Here is a 19,321-nt window from a genome sequence, read left to right as displayed (position 1 = left end):
ACCAGGCGCTGGCGCGCCATGATTTTTCGGCGTGCTTTTGGATGTTGTGCAGGTGAAAGAGCATTGGTTGGATGGTGGCGCGATCGAGTTCGGCGGCGAAGGCGGCGTCTTTTTTGGCGGTGCGATAGATGGTGCTGACCGCGCAGCCAACAAACTTGGCCGCCGCCAGGCGACTGAGGCCGGCCGAGACGAGGGTCACGATCTGGCGTTTCTTTTCGTCGTCGAGCGCTGGTGGGCGTGGCATGGTGGAACTCGCGGCTGGCCGAGTCATGGACACCGAAAGCAGTGAACGCACGTACATTACCAGATAGTTGGCCCAAAAAGCAACAAAAATTTTGGGGAAGAGGAGAAGAAAACCGCCGAGACGCGGAGGCGCGGAGGGGGGAGAGTGGTGGGTGGTTAGTGGTTTGGGAAGAAGAAGAATTTCCCCCTCACCGCGACCTGCGGTCGCTGCCTCTGGCGCCTACTGCGTGGGGGCGAGGCGGAAGAAGGGGAGCAGGAGGAGAGATCAGGTGAGCAGTGGAGCAGGTGAGGCGGCCTGTGTGGCCGCGTGTGGCGGAACTGATTTGCTACGAAAACACGAAAACAAGGGGGTGGACTCCGATAACCCTTCTCCGACTACGATCGCGAAGCGGGATTCTGTTTTTTTGAAGTGGTTGATACGACGTGCGTTGCGTCGATGCGGTCGAACGGAGGGGGAGAGAGGGTTTTCGGAGTTTTCGGAATGGAGTGGCGATTCGTGGCGCGGGGAGGAAGAACCGCAGAGACACGGAGTGGGAATAGTGGTTAGGGAAGAAAGAAGAAAAAACGCGAGGGCGCGAACTGTGTTTGGCGATCGACCAAATATTCATCGTAGCCTAGGGCGTCGCCCTAGGGATGCGTTACACGGACAATGCGTACCTGGGGTGGCGCTAGCGCTGCCCCCAGGCTACGGTGCTTGCTTCGCTGCGTGGGGGAGGCGGAAGAAAAGGCGGTGGCGCGCAGAGACGCAAGGCGCGAAGGGGGAGGGTGATTGAGAATGGTCTCCAATCTCTAACTTCCGCTCCCTATTCCCTTGCTTCGGCGATGAGTTGATCGCCAATCGCCGTCACGGAGGCGACGAGCGCGCGGATATCCTCGAACCGGCTGCGGTGGCTGACCAGCGCGGCGCGGATGGCGTAGGCGCCGTTCAAGATGGTGGAGCTGGTCACCGCCTCGCCCGACTCTTGCAGCCGCATCACGATTTCTTGATTGAGCGCGTTAAGTTGGTCCGCCGGCACGTCTGGCGGCGCGTAGCGGAAGCAAACGATATTAAGCGGGGCGGGCGCCAATCGTTCCAGCCGCGGATGCCGCTCGATCAGTTCGACCAGATAGCGCGTCTGTTCCACGTTCTGTTCGATCTGCCTGGCGAAGGCGTCGGCGCCGTGGGCCTTGAGCGACAGCCACACCTTGAGCGCCTTGAAGCCGCGGGTCAGTTCGATGCCGCGATCGGCGAAGATCATGCCGCCGGCGCTCAGCCCGCGATCGGTGGGTTGCAGATAGCTGACCTCGGTGGCGAAGGCGTCGTGATGCGCCATGGGGTCGCGGACCAAAAGGCAGGCGACTTCGTAGGTGAGCGACATCCATTTGTGCAAGTCGAAGGCGATGGAGTCGGCGCGCTCGATGCCGGTTGTCATGTGCCGCAGCTTGGGGGAGAGCCGCACCAGCCCGCCAAAGGCGCTATCGACATGGAACCACAAGTTGTGCTCGGCGCAGAGATCGGCGAGCGCGGCCAGATTGTCGATGGCGCCGGTGTTGACCGTGCCGGCCGTGCCGACCACGGCGATGGGGCGATGCCCGGCCGCTTGATCGGCGGCGACGGCGGCCCGCAGCCGGGCGATGTCGAGGCGATAATCGGCGTCGACGGGGATGGCGCGAAACGCGCGGCGGCCGAGGCCCAAGAGTTCCAGTCCTTTGACGACGCAGTTGTGCGTCTCCGCCGAGCCGTAGACGATCAGTCGCGGCTGCTCGCCGTCTTGCAATCCGGCTTCGCGCACATCAAAGCCGGCCTTGGCCTGCTCGGCGACCGCCAGGCCGAGCACGTCGGCCACGGTGGCGCCGCTGACCAGGATGCCGCTGGCGGTGGGGGGCAGGCCCATCAGTTCGGCGAGCCAGGCAATGGTTTGCCGCTCGACGAGGGGCGGGGCCTGATTGAGGCCGGCGAGGTGAGGGTTGAGCCCGGCGGCCAGCAGATCAGCGAGCATCGAGAGCGGCGTGCCGCAGCCTTGCACCCAGCCGAAGAAGCGCGGATGCAGATTACCGGTGGGATACGGCAGCACGCGCTCGACAAAATGTTGATAGGCGGCCTCGGCGCCTTGGCCTTGGCGCGGCAACGGCTCGGCGAGCGCGGCGCGGGCAGTGTCTGGCAGCGGCCGCCACACCGGTTGCTCGCGGAGCGCGGCGAGATTGTCGAACAAGTCGTCGAGCATCTGATGGCCGAGCGCGCGGAGGCTGTGCCAGTCGGCGGGGTCGAGCGAATGCTGGATCGGGTCGCTGCTGGTTGGCTGGCCGGGGGGCGGTTCGCTCGCGGAGGTGTCGGGCGGGGTCATTGTCGGCTCGCGGGAGGGGGAGCTTGGCGGGTTGGCCTTCAAGATACAGGCCACACGCGGCGGGGGGCAGATAGTGCAGGGAACGTGGTGGACCGCCGAGACGCAGAGGCGCGGAGAGGAACAGGAGAGAAAGTTGAACAGGTGAGCAGGAGAGAAGCCCCCTCATCCGGCCTTCGGCCACCTTCTCCCCCTGCTGCGCTTCGCTGCGCGGGGGCGAAGGATGAGATGGACTCGCGCGCGGCATGGCATGCCCACGGCTGCGCCGTGGAGCATGGCATCCGGCGAAGGTCGGGATTGACTCGCGCGTTGCACCACACTGGCGATGGCGAGTGGCACACGAGTGAGAACAGGAGAGAAGATTGAACAGGTGAGCAGGAGAGAAGCCCCCTCATCCGGCCTTCGGCCACCTTCTCCCCCTGCTGCGCTTCGCTGCGCGGGGGCGAAGGATGAGATGGACTCGCGCGCGGCGCGAAATGATCTCATGACGATCTCGCACGTGCCTCGGCACCAACAGAGGCAGTGGGAAGCGACAAGCGAGCACCCAACTCTGCGACTTCATTCTTCTCCCTCGCCCCCGCGAAGCAGGGGGAGAGGGCAAGACCGCAGGTCGAGGGTGAGGGGGCGCTTGACTCAAGCTAACCAGGCAAATCGCGTCAGCGTGCAGGGGGAGACGCGTCGGGATTGATGCCCGCCGCCAGCAGGATGGCGTTCATCACGCTATCGATGTCACGCAGCGCGTCGTCGTTGTCAAAGCGCATGACGCGCAGTCCGAGCCGCTCCAGCGCCCTCGTGCGCGCCATATCGTAGGCGCACCGTCCATCGTGACTCTTGCCGTCCAGTTCAATCACCAACGAATGCTCGGCGCAATAGAAGTCCACGATATATGGCCCTAAGGGCGCTTGGCGGCGGAATTTCAGGCCGCATAGCTGACGATCTCGCAAGCGCGACCACACATTCCGCTCGGGGCCGGTCATGCGACGCCGCAAGTCGCGCGCACGTTCAAGACTTTCGGGCACACCGCCGTTTATCGACATGCGCGCCATCGTAGCAACGAAGTGGAGATGCGGACAAGCTTGCCCCCTCATCCGGCCTATCGGCCACCTTCTCCCCCTGCTGCGCTTCGCTGCGCGGGGGCGAAGGCCGAGATGGACTCGCGCGCGGCATGGCATGCCCACGGCTGCGCCGTGGAGCATGGCATCCGGCGAAGGTCGGGATTGACTCGCGCGTTGCACCACACTGGCGATGGCGAGTGGCACACGAGTGAGAACAGGAGAGAAGGTTGAACAAGCGAGCCGGAGAGAAGCCCCCTCATCCGGCCTATCGGCCACCTTCTCCCCCTGCTGCGCTTCGCTGCGCGGGGGCGAAGGGCGAGATGGACTCGCGCGTGGCATGGCATGCCCACGGCTGCGCCGTGGAGCATGGCGCCCGGCGAAGGATGAATATAGACACGGTTCGCGGCTTGAGCATCCGCCGGATTGTACTGCCTGGTCCCCGGTCCCTATTCCCTGGCCGCTGCTTCCCTAATCCCTGATCGCTGACCAGCAGCCACTGACCACTAGCCACTACCAAAACGCCGAAGCCCGGGGCCGGCTTACGCCGACTCCGGGCTTCGTGCTCTACCACGCGTGACTCGACCTCCACCGGGCGGCCCGAAGGCCGCGTGGGCTTGAACGTCACGCGCTCTTATTCTTGGGCTCGACGATCGGGAAGAGTCGCTCGCGACCTTCCACCACGTCGCTACTGATGACATACCGGCCGCCACGGCCACGGTCGGGCAGTTCGTACATGATGTCGAGCATCACTTCTTCGATGATCGACCGCAGGCCGCGGGCGCCCACCTCTTTTTCTTGGGCGCGCCGGGCAATCGTTACGAGCGCGTCCTCGGTAAAGTGCAGCTCGCAGCCTTCCATCTCGAACAGCTTTTGGAACTGACGCACCAAGGCGTTCTTGGGTTCGGTGAGCACCCGCACCAGATCGGCGGTGCCCAATGGCGCCAAGGCGGCGTTGACCGGCATGCGGCCGACGAGTTCGGGGATCATGCCGTATTCCAGCACGTCGTCGCTATTGACCTGCGACAGCAGATGGCCGAGGTCTTCGTCTGGCTCGTTGTCGGCGCCTTGCGTGAACCCGATCATCCGCTTGCCGAGCCGCTTTTGGATGATCTTTTCGATGCCGACAAAGGTGCCGCCGCAGATGAACAAGATGTTGCTGGTGTCCATCTGAATGTACTGCTGCTCGGGGTGCTTGCGCCCCCCTTGCGGCGGCACATTGGCCATGGTGCCTTCCAGCATCTTGAGCAGGGCCTGCTGCACGCCTTCGCCCGAGACATCGCGCGTGATCGACACGTTCTGGCTGGTTTTGCCGATTTTGTCGATTTCGTCGATGTAGAGCACGCCGCGCTGGGCCGATTCCAAATCGAAGTCGGCGGCGTGGAGCAGTTTGAGCAGCAGGTTCTCGACGTCTTCGCCCACGTAGCCCGCCTCGGTCAGGGTGGTGGCGTCGCCGATGGCGAAGGGGACATCGAGGATGCGGGCCAAGGTGCGGGCGAGGAGCGTCTTGCCCGAGCCGGTGGGCCCGATCAAAAGGATGTTGGACTTATCGATTTCGACGTCGGAGTTTTCGGCGCCGAGTGTGAGCCGCTTATAGTGATTGTGGACAGCGACGGCGAGGACGCGTTTGGCGCGTTCCTGGCCGATGACGTATTCGTCGAGATGGCCAACCACCTCGGAGGGGGAAGGGATTTTGTTGAAGAGTTGTTTGGTGGCGCCTCGCCGTCGTCGTTCCTGATCGAGGATCGACTGACACAGCTCGATACATTCGCCGCAGATATAGACGTCGCCGGGGCCCTCGACGAGGGGACCGACGTCGCGATAGCTCTTGCGACAGAATGAACAAAAGGCGTTCTTCTTGGTGGCGCCGCCGCTTTTGCGGCCCCCAGTCAGATCACCCGCGGGCATGCGTGCTCCTTTCAGCCTCCCGCTTGCGCGGCGATTTTGCCGGCAAGGGGTTCCAGTTCCAGGTGTCGCTCGTGCTGGCCAAGTGGTGTTAGGCCGGTGGGCATCCTTGTCCGCGCTGCAGTCGAGCCGTATGGATCGCTCACGCGACGATCCGCTGTACTAATACGCAGTGGTGGCACGAAATGGTTCTCCCAAAACTTTGACTTCGCGCCACGCAAGCAATGCCAGTATCGGCGAGAATCGCTAGCAGATTAGAGGGAGTGTAGGCTCCCCCCCAAACCCGCCTTAACCCTCGTCTCCGTCACTGGCCAGCTCGCGTTGCATCTTTTTGCCGAGCATGGTCTTGATGTCGCGGAACTCCTGGTCGCTAAGCTGCCCCCGGTCGTGCAAGTTGCGAAAATCGGTCAGCAAATCGCTAGCGTTTGGCGTGGTGGAACGCCGCATGCCGCGCGCTTTTTGGATGAGGTAAAACCCGGATACCAACAGGGCAGCCAAAATTGCAGACCAGAAAACTGCCTGCGCGCCGGGACTATATAGAAACTCTGTCATGCCACGAGCGAGTCGGCTGGGCCTAGCGGCCCGAATTTTTCCCCAGCCGGCACACTTTCCCTAGCTGGCATTATGGGGGCCGCCGGTCCGGGAGTCTACTGAACAAGTTGGGGGGCGTCTCCCAGAGCATCGGTCAGCGGGCCGGTCGGGCAACGCGAATTTCCCGTCATCTTGGCGCATATCAGGACCCGTATGGCGGAAGAAGTGGACGGCCAAACAGTTGTCTGGACAACTGTTGTCTAGCGGTCTATCATGCGCGGCATGAGCCAGGTTTCTGCCCGCACGCGCCGCCGCTTCGATTCGCTGCAACAAGAGGCGTATCTCAATTTGTGGCGGACGTACGATCGGCTGCGGGCGCACGAAGACGCGCTGTTTTCGCGATACGAGCTAACGGCGCAGCAGTACAACGCGCTGCGGCTATTGCAGGCGGCGCGGCCGGGCGGATTGCGGACGCTGGAGATCGCCGCGCGGCTGGTTTCGCGCGCGCCGGACATCACCCGCCTGCTCGACCGCCTGGAAGAGCGCGGACTGGTGGCGCGCGAGCGGTTGGCGGACAACCGCCGCGTGGTCGAGGTGACGCTCACGGCGGCGGGAAACAAATTGTTGGAATCATTGACCGAACCATTGGCGCAGTGCCACGCGGCGCAGCTTGGACACTTAAAGGGGGCGGAACTGCGGTCGCTGGTGGCGCTGCTGAAGGCCGCCCGCGCGCCGCATGAAACCAAGGGGAGCGACTGGGAATAGGCGTTGGGGGGTGAAGTGTTCCCCGTTTCGACAGGCCAGCGCATAACCACGACAAGCAGGAGTTCAATCCGATGATCAGCGAGGCTCACGAAACGACCGATGTGGTGGTGATTGGCGGCGGACCGGCCGGCGCGACTGTGTCGACCTTGATGGCGCAACAGGGGTTGCGGGTGCGGCTGTTCGAGCGCGAGCAGTTTCCGCGGTTTCACATCGGCGAATCGCTGATTCCGGAAACGTATTGGGTGCTGCGGCGGCTGGGCATGCTGGAGAAGATGAAGCGCAGCCACTTTGTGAAGAAGCACAGCGTGCAGTTCGCCAATGCGCACGGCAAGATTTCGGAGCCGTTTTACTTCTCCGAGCACAAGCCGCACGAGTGTTCGCAAACCTGGCAGGTGCGGCGCAGCGAGTTCGACCAGATGATGCTGGACAACGCGGCCGAGCACGGCGTGGATGCGCGACAAGGGACGCGCGTGCTTGATGTGCTGTTCGACGGCGAGCGGGCGGTGGGCGCGCGAGTGGCCGACGCGGCGGGGCGCGAGAGCGAAGTGCGAGCGAAGGTGGTGGTCGACGCCAGCGGGCAAAGCCATTTGATCGCCAGCCGTTTCAACCTGCTGGTCAAAGACCCCGCGCTCAAAAAGGGGGCGCTGTGGACCTACTGGGAAGGCGCCTACCGCGACACCGGCCGCGACGAGGGAGCCACCATGGTGCTGCAAACCAAGGACAAGAAGGGTTGGTTCTGGTACATCCCGCTGCACGACAACATCGTGAGCGTGGGGGTGGTGCGCGACTTCGAGGACTTGTTCGAAAAGTCGCGCGGCGATCACGAGGCGATTTACAACCAGGAACTGGACAATTGCCCCGCGTGCAAAGAGCGAGTATCGATTGGCAAGCAAGCGACCGGTTTCTACGCCACCAAGGATTACACCTACAAGAGCCGGCAGTTGGCCGGCGACGGGTGGGTGTTGATCGGCGACGCGTTTGGCTTTTTGGATCCGCTCTATTCGTCCGGGGTGATGTTGGCGCTCAAGAGCGGCGAGCAGGCGGCTGACGCGATTGTCGAGGGGATCGCCACGGGAGACACCTCGGCCGCGCAACTGGGCAAGTGGGGCCCCGACTTCCTGGAAGGCATGGCGCGGATGCGGCGAATGGTGTGCGAATACTACGACGGCTTCAGCTTTGGCCGGTTCGTGAGGAAGCACCCGGGGCTTAAAGGGCATCTCACCGATATGCTGATCGGCGACTTGTTCAAGGAGAGCGTCGACGAGATCCTGGAGCCGCTCGACGCGATGCGCAGCGAGATGCAGTCAGGTCAATCCGCGGCGACGGCGTAAACTGTGGCGATGACCGCAAACGACTTCGCGCTACTGCTATTGCAGTTGACTGTGATGCTGCTGGTGGGGCTGGCCGGGGGCGCCGTGCTGCGCCGCTTGGGACAGCCCGCGGTGCTGGGAGAGATGCTATCGGGCATCTTGCTGGGGCCGACGTTGTTGGGCTGGGTGTCGCCGGGGGCGTTCGAGGCGTTGTTTCCGGCCGGAGACGCGACCGATCTGGTGCGCGGCGCCGTCATCAAGCTGGGGATGCTCTTTTTCTTGTTTTTGGTGGGGCTGGAGATCAGCCTGGCGCAGGTGCGGCGGTTTGGGCTGCGGGCCATGACCATTGGGGCGCTGGGCGCGCTGGCGCCATTGGCGTGCGGCATGGGCGCCGTGTACGCGCTACCACACCTGTGGGGCCCGCAAGCGGAACAGAATCGATTGATGTTCGCGCTGTTCATTAGCGCGGCGATGGCCAACACGGCCAATCCGGTGCTGGCGCGCATCTTGATCGATCTGAAGCTGATGAAGCAAGACATCGGCGCCATGCTGATGACGGCCTCGATTGTGGACGACGTGATTGGCTGGTCGCTATTGGGAGTGGTGCTCAGCCAGTTCTCGCCGCCCGAAGTGGCGGCGCCAACCAGTCACCTATGGCAGTTGGCGAGCGTGGTATTGTTCTTTGTGGGGACGATCATTGCGGGGCGCTGGATCGGAGCGCCTTTGGTGCGCTGGGCGACCACTCGCCTGCGGCTGCGCTCGAGCGGCACGATTGGACTGGTGGCCGCGCTGGTGCTGGTGTCGGCGGCCGTGGCCGAGCGGGCGCATCTGCACGCGTTTCTTGGTCCGTTTTTGATTGGCATTGGGCTGTCGATCACCACCCACGAGTTGCACGAGGCGTACGAGGCGATCAACCGGTTCGTGGCCGGTCTGTTTGTGCCGATCTACTTTGTTTCGATGGGGTTGACCGCCAACTTCGTGCGCAGCTTCGATCTGGCGCTGGTCGCGGTGGTGGTGGGCGTGGCGTGCGTGAGCAAACTGGCGAGCGTGTACGCGGCCTCGCGCATCGCCGGTTTTGGTCAGCGCGCCGCCTTAGGCATTGGCTTTGGCATGAACGCGCGCGGCGCGATCGGCATCATTCTGGCGGCTTTGGGACGCGAACATGGAGTCATTAACGAGCCGGTGTATGTGGCGCTGGTGCTGATGGCGGTGCTGACCTCGCTGGTCTCGGCGCCGGCGATGAAGCACTTGATGCCCGACGATCCGTTTGCCAAGCCGCGCTCGCCTGGCGGCGCTCGGCGGCGTATGGCGACGGACATCGCCGCGCCCGAGCCGATCGAGGTCACTGGTTAGTCGCCATCTCCGCCGGCAGCGACTCGCGCCAGCCGGCCGCCAGTCGCTTTGCCAATTCGGAGCGCAGCGCCGACAGGTCGGGTTGCGCCGCCAGATTGTTGAGTTCGCCGGGGTCGCGGCGCTCGTCGTACAGTTCCTCGGCGCCATCGGGCCAGAGCGTATAGCGATAGTGCGACGTGCGCAGGGTGCGACCCAGTCGCTGAGGATCGAGCCGATCGCCCGGCGCAGCGGTTCCGCCGCGCGCCACCACGCTGAACGCCGCCGACTTCCATTCGCGCGCTGGCTGGTACAGCAAGGGGGCGAAGCTAACGCCTTCCAGCTCGGCGGGCATTGGCAACTGGCACAAGTCGCTCAGCGTGGGATAGAGATCGACAAGCTCCACTAGCGCGTCGGTGACCGCGGGACGCACTGCCGGCGCGGCGACTATCAGCGGCACGCGGGTCGCGTTTTCGAACAGCGTCATTTTGTGCCACAGTCCACCGTGGTCGCCCAGGTGATAACCATGATCGCTCACAAAGACGACCACGGTGTTCTCCCAGAGGTTCAGCCGGTCCATGGCGTCGAGCAGCACGCCAAGTTGGGCATCCATGAAGCTTACGCTGGCATAGTATGCCGCGGCGGTGCTTTGTCGGTCTTCTAGCGCCAGGCGCGGCTTGCCCTGGCGGTAGGTCAGCGCCAAGTCGGGTATGTCGCGCCACGGCTGGCCCGGATCGTGAACAAGCGGGATGTGGTCTGTGGGATAGAGATCGTAGTATCTTTGCGGCGCGATGTAGGGCGAGTGCGGACGGCGAAATCCAACCGCCAGAAAAAATGGCTGCTGCGCGGCGGATAGCTCTCCCAAAAGCTCCGCGCCACGACGAGCGACAAAGCCATCCCAAGTCGCCTGGTCTTCGCAGCGCAGGACGATTCCCGACCGCTGTTGCTGGCGCGCAATCTGTTGTTGGGGAGGATTTTTGGCGGCGCGGGTTTCGCGGATGTCGATGTCCCAGGAGGCGGGGTCTTCAAAGGCGTCGCCGGTATGAAAAATCTTGCCAACTTTGACGGCGCGACGGCCATGCTGGCGAAAGTGTTGCGGCAGGAAGACGGCGTGCGGCAGCTTTTCGCGCGGCGGAGTGGCGTTATCGACGATGCGAGTGTTTTCGGGTCGGCGGCCCGACATGAGCGACGCACGCGATGGATTGCAGACCGGATATTGGCAGTAGGCGTGGTTGAATCGGACGCCGCGGGCGGCGAGTCGATCGATGTTTGGGGTGCGCGCCACCGAGTGTCCGTAACAGCCGAGGTCGCACTTCAGATCGTCGGCCATGATGAACAGCACGTTGCGCCCCTCGTTGGCCTGTGCGGATGAGGCGCTGAACAGCAGCACAACGAGAGCCAACACGCGACTGGTCATGTCGTCATCCCAACAAGAGTTGTGTCACGGCGATGCGGCCGGAGAAGCAGACCTCCACATCGCGCCCCGTTTCGCGCTGGCGGGCCTGATAGCTGCCGCGATAGCGCAACCTGCCGTCCTCTTCCTGAAACTCAACGGGCAAGGGATGCGGGTCGAGTTGACAAAAGACCACTTCCGGCGGCGGCGCGCCGGGGGGCAGATGCGGGAGGTTGATGTTCCACAGCGTGCCCTCTTCTGGATAGCGCTCGACCAACATGCGCACGACGGCGCGGGTCCAGCGGGCGGAACACTCCCAATCGATTTCCAGGCCGCGCCGGACGTATTGCGAGACGGCGATGGCGCGGCGGCGAAAGAGCGCCCCTTCGCGCGCGGCGGCGACCGTGCCCGACAGATAAACATCGGCTCCGAGGTTGCCGCCGGCGTTGATGCCGGCCAACACCCAATCGCACTGCGGCGCCAGCCGCGTGAGGCCGATACGGGTGCAATCGGCGGGGGTGCCATCGAGCATGTAGCGCTGGGGCGCGACCTCGGTGAGTAGCAACGGGCGATGCGTGGTGGCCTGATGACTGCAACCGCTTAAGTGCTGATCTGGCGCCACGACGAGACAATTGCCGAGCGCGCTGGCCGCCTGACGAAGCGCGGCCAGACCGGGGGCGTCGATGCCATCGTCGTTGGTGAGTAGGAAGTTCATAAGTGAAAAACCGAGCAATCGGGGTTAGCAAGGACCGGAATCATCAGGCGAGCGTGGGCGGCAAGCCGTAGTCGGCGCGGGTGATGGAATAGATTACCGCGTCTGCGGCGTGCGTGCGCAGCCAAACGCGCTGGCGCGCGATCGATTCGCGCACTGCGCCGGCTTTTTCGGCTACACGCTGACTGGCCACGTTCGTCACGGCGGCAACGATCTCCAGCCGTTCCAACGGCAGGTCTTCTAGCACGGCGGGGGCCAGGGCGCGCGCCGCCTCGGTGGCGATGCCGCGGCGGGCGACGTCGCTACGAACCCAATAGCCGAGGTTGGCGCGGCGATTCAAGCGGTCGAGGGTATTGATGCCCGTGCCGCCAAGCAGCGCGCCGGTCTGGCGATCGAAGATGCCGAGCGGAAACTCCTCGCCGCGTTGCCATTGGTCGAGGCCACGCTGGATGAAATCGCGTGTTTCGCTGATCTGGTAGCCGTCGTGAAACCAGATCATCCAGCGCAAGAGCGCTTCGCTGGAGGCGTTGATGGCCGCGAAGAGGGCCGCTTCGTCCGACAACGCAAATGGGCGCAGCAGCAGCCGGGCGGTAGTGATCTGGGGACGCAGTTTGGGGAGGTCGGCAGTCACGACAACTGGTTCCTGTTGGGATATTTGCCGGTGGGTGGGACAGTCGGCAGCAATCGGTTGTTCACGCTTGGCTCATCCGCCCACGGCCGAAATGGGCCAGAGCAGTGCAGCGGATTAGGGCGACGGGCGAAATCCCATGCTTGACGGGGATTTTACCCATCGGGTCGTTAGCGCAATTGGGCGGCGTCTCGCCCTTGCGGCCCCCCGGCAGGGGAGGCTACAAAATACATCCCTCTACCACGCTCTTGGCGGCGGAGCGTCCATCCGCCCAAAGCTCGGGTTGCGCCTTTGCCGCGCGGCTCCATTCCGGAACTAGAGCCCACTCCCTTCCTCAGGATCTTAGTCATGTCGAGCGCCGAAGAATATTTGTACGACCTCCGCGAGACGCAGTTTGTGCTGTTCGAGCATTTGCGAGTGCAGCGGCTGTTCGAGTTTCCGGCGTACTCCAGCTTTGAAATTGGCGACGTGGAGATGCTGCTCAACGAGGGACTGCGGTTTTGCCAAAAGGTGCTGTCGGCGGTGAACTCCGAGGGAGACCGCGAGGGGTGCCGCTGGGAAGACGGGCGAGTGTTCATGCCGAAGGCGTTTCACTCGGCGTACAAGCAGCAGTGCGCCGCCGGTTGGATGGCGATCAGCACCGAGGTTGAGCATGGCGGACAAGGGATGCCGTTCGCCATTGGCGCGGCGCTGGGCGAGATGTTCGTGGGCGCCAATTGCTCACTGTCGATGGTGGCGGGACTGACGCGGGCGGCCGCCGACTTGGTGATTTCGCATGGCTCGGCCGAGATGAAGCGGCGCTATGTGAAGCCGATGGTCGAGGGACGCTGGGGGGGCACCATGTGCCTGACCGAGGCGCATTGCGGCACAGCGCTGGGGGAGATCAAGACCACCGCCACCAAGCGCGACGGCAAATATTATTTGAAGGGTCAAAAGATCTTTATCTCTGGCGGCGAGCACGACCTGGTGGACAACATTGTGCATCTGGTGCTCGCGCGGGTGGAAGGGGCGCCGGCCGGCACCAAGGGGCTGAGTTTATTTGTCGTGCCCAAGCATCGTGTGGACGACGCGGGGCGGATGGGCGAATTCAACGACGTGATTTGCTCGGGCATTGAAAAGAAGCTCGGCATCCACGCCTCGCCCACCTGCCAGTTGGTGTTTGGCGACGCCGATCAATGCGAGGGGGAGTTGATCGGCGCGGAGGAGGAGGGCATCAAGATCATGTTCGACATGATGAACGGCGCCCGCATTGGCGTGGGGTTGCAAGGGGTGGCGCTCGGAGGCTGGGCCTATCAATCGGCGCTAGGCTACGCGCGCGAGCGCAAGCAGGGCCCCGACATGAAGAACTTTCGCGACCCAACGGCGCCGAGCGTGCCGATCGCTCAGCACCCCGACGTGCGGCGGATGCTGGCCACGATGAAGGCGTATGTCGAGGGAGGGCGCGCGCTGTTGTTGCACGCCGCCATGTGCCTGGACATTGCCACCCATGGCGCCGACGCCGCGGAGCGCGACCACATGAACGGTCGCATCGAACTGCTCACGCCGATCTGCAAGGCCTGGTGCAGCGACACCGGTTTTGAAGTCGCCACGCTGGCGCTGCAAACCTATGGCGGACATGGGTACCTCAAGGATTACCCGGTGGAGCAATTGTTGCGCGACGCCAAAATCGCCTCGATCTACGAGGGAACCAACGGCGTTCAAGCGATGGACCTGTTGGGTCGCAAGGTCGGCCGGCAAGGGGGAGCGCTGTTCATGCAGCTTGTGGCCGACATCAACCAATTTGTCGCCACCAACAAAGACAACGCCACGCTTGGCCCGGCCCTGGCGGCGCTGGAGCGGCACACGCAAAAGCTGCAAGAAATCACCATGAACTTTGCCGTGCAGCAGATGTCGGGCGACATGGAGTACCCGCTCCTCTCCGCCACGCCCTATCTGCGGCTGATGGGCAACATTGCCGTTGGTTGGCTGCTCTTGGAGCAGGCGGTGGTGGCCGACCGGGCGCTCGCCAAGCTGTATGCCGAAACGGGCGCCGGCGACGACGCCGCCCGGGCCAAGCTCTGCGATGAGCATCCCGACGCGCAGTTCTACGACAATAAGGTGAAAACGGCGCAGTTCTTCGCCAGTAACCTGCTGAGCCAGAACGATCACCTGGCCACCGCCATCCAATCAACTGACCGCAGCCCCTTGGACATGCACTTTTAAGGGGACTGGCGGCGACAGCGGCGCTTGCTGGCGCCGGGCGCGAATCTTCACGCCCGCTGGTAACTCCGGCGGGCTTTTTCATTAGAATGACGGCCCCCTGGCTGGGGTTCTTCAAATTGGTCGACGACGCATATGCCGAACTATTACGATCTGGACCCCACTGAACAGCGGAAGGCCTCGGCGCAACGCCTATTCCACTACTTGCGCGAGTACGTGCAGCCGTATCACCCGTATCTGCGCAAGCTGTATCGCGAGCAGAAGATCGACTTGGCGAAGCTGAAGACGCCGGACGACATCCGCCGCTTGCCGATCATCGACAAACACCACCTGCGCGAGAATCCGCAGCTCTTCATCTTGCAGCCGACATTTCCCGGCGTGCCCAGCCCAGCGGGGTTTGAAACCGCGACGATCGCGCGGGCGAAGCTGCTGCGCTACATGTATCAGGCGGCGCGCAATCGGCCGCGCGATTATTCGCAGCAGGTGCGGCGCGAGAGCTTTCGTGAGCAGGTGCGGCACCGCGCGTTGACAGAGTGGCTGCCGATTCATTTTCATGTATCGACTGGCTCGACTGGCAATCCCACGCCCGCCGTGTACACGCTGTACGACGTGAAGCAGGTGATCGGGCAGATGGCGCCGTTGATGATCGTGCCGAAGAAGCGCGACCCGGAGGAGTGCTACTTCGACTGGGGCGAACGGGCGATGAACATTTTTCCCGGCGCGCCGCACTTGGCGTTCTTCGCGCCGGTGCTGGCGAAGGCGACGGTGGGGACATCGAGCTTCGACACGTTTGGCGGCAGCGTGATTCCGACCGACCGACAGATTTCAATCTTTGCGCAAGGGGGCTTTTCGTCGCTGACGGCGGTCCCAAGTTACCTGGTCCACTGGCTGCGCCGCGCGAAGGCGCTGCAGCAAGAAGGGGCGATCGGCAAGCTCGACGCCTTCAAGCGCGTGGCAGTCGGCGCCGAGCCGATGAGCGAATCGCTGCGCGAGCACATTCGCGAGCTAGCGCTGGGGCTAGGGGCGCATCCGCGATTCAAGATCTATCAGACGCTCGGCATGACCGAGATGAAATGGTTCGCGATGGAATGCGGCGAAGGGAGCGGCATCCACCTGAATCCGCGGTTTTACTACTGGGAGTTGCTGCATCCCGAGACACGCGAACCGGTGAAGGAAGGCGAGCCGGGGGTGCTGGTGTTCAGTCACATTGGCTGGCGCGGCACCGTGCTGGCCCGCTACTGGACCGGCGACCTCATCAAGCAAGGCTTTCGCTGGGACCGCTGCCAGCATTGCGGCTACACCTTTCCGCGCGTCTACCCGCCGATCTGCCGGGCGGAGAAGGATTTCACCAAGATCAAGGGGACGCGGGTCGATCTGTCGAACCTGATTGAGTCGATCCGCGACACGCCGGGCGTGCGCCACTTTCAGGTGTCGATCGAGAGCGAGAACGGCGTGGATCAGTTCGCGCGCGACGTGCTGAGCGTGCATCTGATCGCCGAACAGGGGCGCGACCCCCGCGCGGTGGAAGAACAGCTTTGCCACCGCGTGAAATACTACACCGAGGTGACGCCCGACCGAGTGGTGTTTGAAGAGAACGAGCCGGAGTTCGAGCGGCGGTTATTCGCCAAGAACGGCATCAAGGCGGAGTACGTCGTGGAACGGCGCAAAGAGCATATCTAGGGCCGCGGCGAGCGCACGATGTCCGATCACGTCGTTTTGCTTTCGATACCGGCGCTGCGGGCCCAGGACCTGGCCGCCATGCCCAACTTGCGCGCGCTGGCGGCGGCCGGCGACAGCGCCCCGCTCGCGCCGAGCTTTCCGGCCGTGACCTGCTGCGTGCAGGCCAACATGACCACGGGCAAGCTGCCGCACGAGCATGGCGTGATCGCCAATGGTTTTTATTGGCGCGAGCGGCGCGAAGTGGAAATGTGGACCGCCTGGAACGATTGCATCCTGGCGCCGCAAATTTGGGACACCCTGCACGAGCAGCGGCCCGGCACGACGAGCGCGGTGTGGTTCGCGCTGCACTCCAAGGGGTCTGGCGCCGATTACATCTGCACTCCGGCGCCGATTCACAACGCCGACGGCAGCGAATCGCTGTGGTGTCACACACGGCCCGAGGGGTTGTATCAGGAGTTGGTCGAGCGACTCGATCACTTTCCGTTGCATCATTTTTGGGGGCCGCTGGCCAATATCGCGTCGAGCGAGTGGATCGCCGAGTCGGCGATCATCGCGGCCAAGCAGTTTCGCCCGAACTTTTTTTACATCTACCTGCCGCATCTCGATTACGCGGCGCAGCGCGAGGGGCCCGACAGCGAGGCCGCGCGGGTGTCGCTGGCGCAACTTGACGAGGTGATCGGCCGACTGCTGGCCGGCCTGCGCGCGGCGTATGGCGGCGATCCGCTGTGGCTGGTCGCCAGCGAGTATGTGATTACGCCGGTCGATCATGTGAGCTACCCCAATCGCGTGCTGCGCGAGGCGGGGCTATTGCGTGTGCGCGAGGAGGCTGACGGCGAGCATTTGGATCTGGCCGCCAGCGACGCCTGGGCCCTGGTCGACCATCAACTGGCGCACGTGTTTGTGCGCGATGGCGACGCCGCGCTGGCCGACAAGGTGGCGCGGCTGTTTCGCGGTCGGCAAGGCATCGCCGAGGCGCTAGTGGGTAGCGAGCGGGATCGCTACGACTTGGCGCACGCGCGCAGCGGCGAGGTGGTGTTGGTTTCGACGGCCAACAGTTGGCAGGCGTATTACTGGTGGCTGGACGACGCCCGCGCGCCGGCGTTCGCGCGGAAGGTGGACATTCACAACAAGCCGGGCTACGACCCGGAAGAGATGCACCTCGACTTGGCGACGATGGGCATTTCGCTCGACGCGACGCAGACGCGCGGCTCGCATGGGGCGCCGCCGCGGCATGAGCGGCAGCGCGGAGTGATTGTGGCGAGCCAGCCCGGCGTTTTGCCGGGAGGAACGGTGGCCGACTTCGACGTGGCGACGCTGGTGCTGCGGCAGTTTGGGGTGTGAGGCGGGGGGCGGTTAGCCGTTGCCTTTCGATTGAGCTTTGCGTTCTTGAATCGCGGTAATCGCGTACTCGATCGCCTGCTCAACGATATCTGGCGGCAGGGCGCCGAGTCGGCGGATTACATGATTCGCGTTCCAGCGAACTGCCCACCAACATTTCAAAACGCACGGCCGCGAAAGCCCCGTCGCCGGGTGCCCACCGGGACTCCAGGGCAATTCGATCATGAGGCGACCAACGGGCACGGAGTACTTGGTGGAGATGCCAAGCAGCCACAGCGTTCCGTCCGCGTCCGGAGCGCGCAACACCATCGCCGGATGAGGCTCGTTGAGCGGCGCGCCCGCCGGATCGGGGATTTGCGCGTAAACAACATGGCCCACTCGTAGCGCCGCGAAATCCAAGCTCGCTCCCTACACGCTTTACTGAGACCAGCCCGGTTCGCTTAGCCACTCGCGCGGATCGATTTCGATCAGCGACAAATCGCTTGCGGAAGGAACTCGCTTGGCGAGTGAACGAAGCTTGTCGAACTCGGCGACTTTTTCGCGCACCAACTGCTCGCACTCTCGAAACCGAGACAGATTCGGGGGCGGGTCTTCGTGTTGGATCTGTTGGCTGATCTGTTCGAGCGTCGCCGCAGAAGGCAGCCACATTCTGTAGAGCGCTTCGATCGCGCGATCCAACTCTGCCGCAGGCTGTGTCTGGCCTTGACGGATAGCGGTCACGATGTCGCGGTTGGCGCGTTCCAGCCACGCATAGGCGTCGATACCAAGCTGCAACAGGCTTTCGCACTCGCCAGGCGACGCGACAACTTCGCGGCGCACCACAATCTCGTCCCCCTCGGAACGAAACGCATGGACGCTATTGCGAGCGGTTCGATAAGCCAGACAGTCCAACATCATCCTGCTCCGAGTATTAAGCAAGCCATCCGTCAGGACACTGAATTCATTATATCTGACGCGAAAGGTCGCCATCCATTTTCGTCGGGTCGGCGCCGGCGCCAGCCACTAGCAACCAGTTGGGTAACAACCACTTAAATCGGCAACCGACCACCGCCGCCAAATTTGCTATGCTGGCCGCACCGATTATCTATTGGCGACAGCGAGGAGCAACATGAATCTCGAAGGCAAAGGGGCGATCGTCACGGGCGGCGGCACGGGAGTGGGGCGCGCGACAGCGCTGGATTTGGCGCGCCGCGGCTGCGCGGTCTTAATCAACTACTCGCGCTCGCGCGACGAGGCCGAACAGACGGCCAGCGAGTGCCGCGCGCTCGGCGTGAAGGCGATCGCCGTGCAGGCCGATGTGGCCCTAGACGCCGATTGCCGCGCCATGGCCGCCGCCGCGCTCAAGGAGTTTGGCCGCATCGATGTGCTCGTCAACAGCGCAGGCACGACCAGCTTCATCGCCCACGGCGATCTGGAGCGCGTGACCGACGACGACTGGAACCGCATCTTGGGGGTGAACCTCAAGGGGCCGTTTCACTGCGCCCGCGCCGTGCGGCAGGCGATGAGCGACGCCGGCGGCGGCGCGATCGTCAACGTGGCGAGCGTGGCGGGCATCAGCGGCATTGGCAGTTCGATACCGTACGCGGCGTCGAAGGCGGGGCTGATCAACCTGACGATGGCCTTGGCGCGGGCGCTGGCGCCAAAGATTCGGGTGAACGCGGTGGCGCCGGGCTTCATCACCGGGCGCTGGCTGGAGCAAGGACTGGGGCCGGCCTATGAGATGGTGAAACAATCGATCGAAGACCGCACGCCGATGCGGCGGGTGTGCGAGCCGGAGGATGTGTCGAGCGTGGTCTTGTCGTTGATTACCGCCAGCGACATGGTGACCGGCCAGACCGTGACCATCGACGGCGGCATGCTGCTCGGCGGCTGACGCCGCGCGCCGGCCTTGGCGTACAATGGATTAGTCCACCGA

17 protein-coding genes are annotated in these 19,321 nt (G+C 63.7%); 7 read left to right on the top strand and 10 right to left on the bottom strand.

The annotated features are described in order from the left end of the window. The 5 genes from K1X71_11740 to K1X71_11720 all read right to left on the bottom strand — a co-directional run. Window positions 1-244: helix-turn-helix domain-containing protein (locus K1X71_11740; GenBank protein MBX7073810.1), on the bottom strand; the 244-nt coding region annotated here is incomplete at its 3' end. Window positions 245-1,046: 802 nt separating this feature from the next. Continuing rightward, a complete protein-coding gene (locus K1X71_11735; GenBank protein ID MBX7073809.1) occupies window positions 1,047-2,567 on the bottom strand; it encodes a hypothetical protein in 1,521 nt (506 codons plus the stop codon). A gap of 653 nt (window positions 2,568-3,220) precedes the next feature. Continuing rightward, on the bottom strand, window positions 3,221-3,601 hold the full coding sequence (locus tag K1X71_11730) for a DUF559 domain-containing protein (protein MBX7073808.1): 381 nt from the start codon (window positions 3,599-3,601) through the stop codon (window positions 3,221-3,223). Window positions 3,602-4,240: 639 nt separating this feature from the next. Continuing rightward, window positions 4,241-5,524, bottom strand: coding sequence for an ATP-dependent Clp protease ATP-binding subunit ClpX (clpX, locus tag K1X71_11725; GenBank protein ID MBX7073807.1), 1,284 nt, complete (start codon window positions 5,522-5,524; stop codon window positions 4,241-4,243). A gap of 285 nt (window positions 5,525-5,809) precedes the next feature. Further along, window positions 5,810-5,968 carry a hypothetical protein gene (locus K1X71_11720; protein ID MBX7073806.1) on the bottom strand — a complete coding sequence of 53 codons (159 nt, stop codon included), beginning with the start codon at window positions 5,966-5,968 and terminating at the stop codon, window positions 5,810-5,812. 366 nt (window positions 5,969-6,334) lie between these two features. Here K1X71_11720 and K1X71_11715 point away from each other — a divergent pair, with 366 nt between their 5' ends. From K1X71_11715 to K1X71_11705, 3 genes are all read left to right on the top strand, one after another. Continuing rightward, window positions 6,335-6,817 carry a MarR family transcriptional regulator gene (locus K1X71_11715; protein ID MBX7073805.1) on the top strand — a complete coding sequence of 161 codons (483 nt, stop codon included), beginning with the start codon at window positions 6,335-6,337 and terminating at the stop codon, window positions 6,815-6,817. Window positions 6,818-6,888: 71 nt separating this feature from the next. Continuing rightward, the gene (locus K1X71_11710) at window positions 6,889-8,148 is read left to right on the top strand and encodes a tryptophan 7-halogenase (protein MBX7073804.1); all 1,260 of its coding nucleotides are present in this window, start codon (window positions 6,889-6,891) and stop codon (window positions 8,146-8,148) included. Between the two features lie 9 nt (window positions 8,149-8,157). After that, the gene (locus K1X71_11705) at window positions 8,158-9,480 is read left to right on the top strand and encodes a cation:proton antiporter (GenBank protein MBX7073803.1); all 1,323 of its coding nucleotides are present in this window, start codon (window positions 8,158-8,160) and stop codon (window positions 9,478-9,480) included. Here the strand turns inward: K1X71_11705 and K1X71_11700 are convergent. Genes K1X71_11700 through K1X71_11690 form a run of 3 tightly spaced genes read right to left on the bottom strand, consistent with a single transcriptional unit; the run spans window position 9,470 to window position 12,192 of the window. Beyond that, window positions 9,470-10,873, bottom strand: coding sequence for a sulfatase (locus K1X71_11700; protein ID MBX7073802.1), 1,404 nt, complete (start codon window positions 10,871-10,873; stop codon window positions 9,470-9,472). The two genes, K1X71_11705 and K1X71_11700, sit on opposite strands and share 11 nt — an antisense overlap. 4 nt (window positions 10,874-10,877) lie before the next feature. Then, window positions 10,878-11,564 (bottom strand): 5'/3'-nucleotidase SurE, encoded by a 687-nt coding sequence (gene surE, locus K1X71_11695; protein MBX7073801.1) that lies wholly within the window; start codon window positions 11,562-11,564, stop codon window positions 10,878-10,880. Between the two features lie 43 nt (window positions 11,565-11,607). Then, on the bottom strand, window positions 11,608-12,192 hold the full coding sequence (locus tag K1X71_11690) for a GNAT family N-acetyltransferase (protein ID MBX7073800.1): 585 nt from the start codon (window positions 12,190-12,192) through the stop codon (window positions 11,608-11,610). Window positions 12,193-12,537: 345 nt separating this feature from the next. On the opposite strand from K1X71_11690, the gene K1X71_11685 reads away from it, so the two are divergent. The 3 genes from K1X71_11685 to K1X71_11675 all read left to right on the top strand — a co-directional run bounded on the left by K1X71_11685 (window position 12,538) and on the right by K1X71_11675 (window position 17,409). After that, complete coding sequence (locus K1X71_11685) at window positions 12,538-14,391, top strand: acyl-CoA dehydrogenase (protein MBX7073799.1); 1,854 nt, start codon at window positions 12,538-12,540, stop codon at window positions 14,389-14,391. A 132-nt stretch (window positions 14,392-14,523) separates the two neighbouring features. Further along, the gene (locus K1X71_11680) at window positions 14,524-16,068 is read left to right on the top strand and encodes a hypothetical protein (protein MBX7073798.1); all 1,545 of its coding nucleotides are present in this window, start codon (window positions 14,524-14,526) and stop codon (window positions 16,066-16,068) included. An 18-nt stretch (window positions 16,069-16,086) separates the two neighbouring features. Beyond that, window positions 16,087-17,409 (top strand): alkaline phosphatase family protein, encoded by a 1,323-nt coding sequence (locus K1X71_11675; protein MBX7073797.1) that lies wholly within the window; start codon window positions 16,087-16,089, stop codon window positions 17,407-17,409. A gap of 12 nt (window positions 17,410-17,421) precedes the next feature. Here K1X71_11675 and K1X71_11670 read toward each other — a convergent pair whose 3' ends face one another. Further along, entirely contained in the window at window positions 17,422-17,805 is a 384-nt protein-coding gene (locus K1X71_11670; protein ID MBX7073796.1) for a hypothetical protein, read from the bottom strand. Window positions 17,806-17,823: 18 nt separating this feature from the next. Continuing rightward, window positions 17,824-18,300: a hypothetical protein gene (locus tag K1X71_11665; GenBank protein ID MBX7073795.1), complete on the bottom strand. Its 477-nt coding sequence runs from the start codon at window positions 18,298-18,300 to the stop codon at window positions 17,824-17,826. 214 nt (window positions 18,301-18,514) lie between these two features. Between K1X71_11665 and K1X71_11660 the strand changes: the two genes are divergently transcribed. Then, entirely contained in the window at window positions 18,515-19,279 is a 765-nt protein-coding gene (locus K1X71_11660; GenBank protein MBX7073794.1) for a glucose 1-dehydrogenase, read from the top strand. Window positions 19,280-19,321 lie beyond the last annotated feature (42 nt).

Source organism: Pirellulales bacterium, from assembly GCA_019694455.1.
In the GTDB taxonomy this organism is placed as follows: domain Bacteria; phylum Planctomycetota; class Planctomycetia; order Pirellulales; family JAEUIK01; genus JAIBBY01.
The sequence above is the reverse complement of the archived record's forward strand: the minus strand, read 5'-3'. Positions and strand labels throughout refer to the sequence as shown.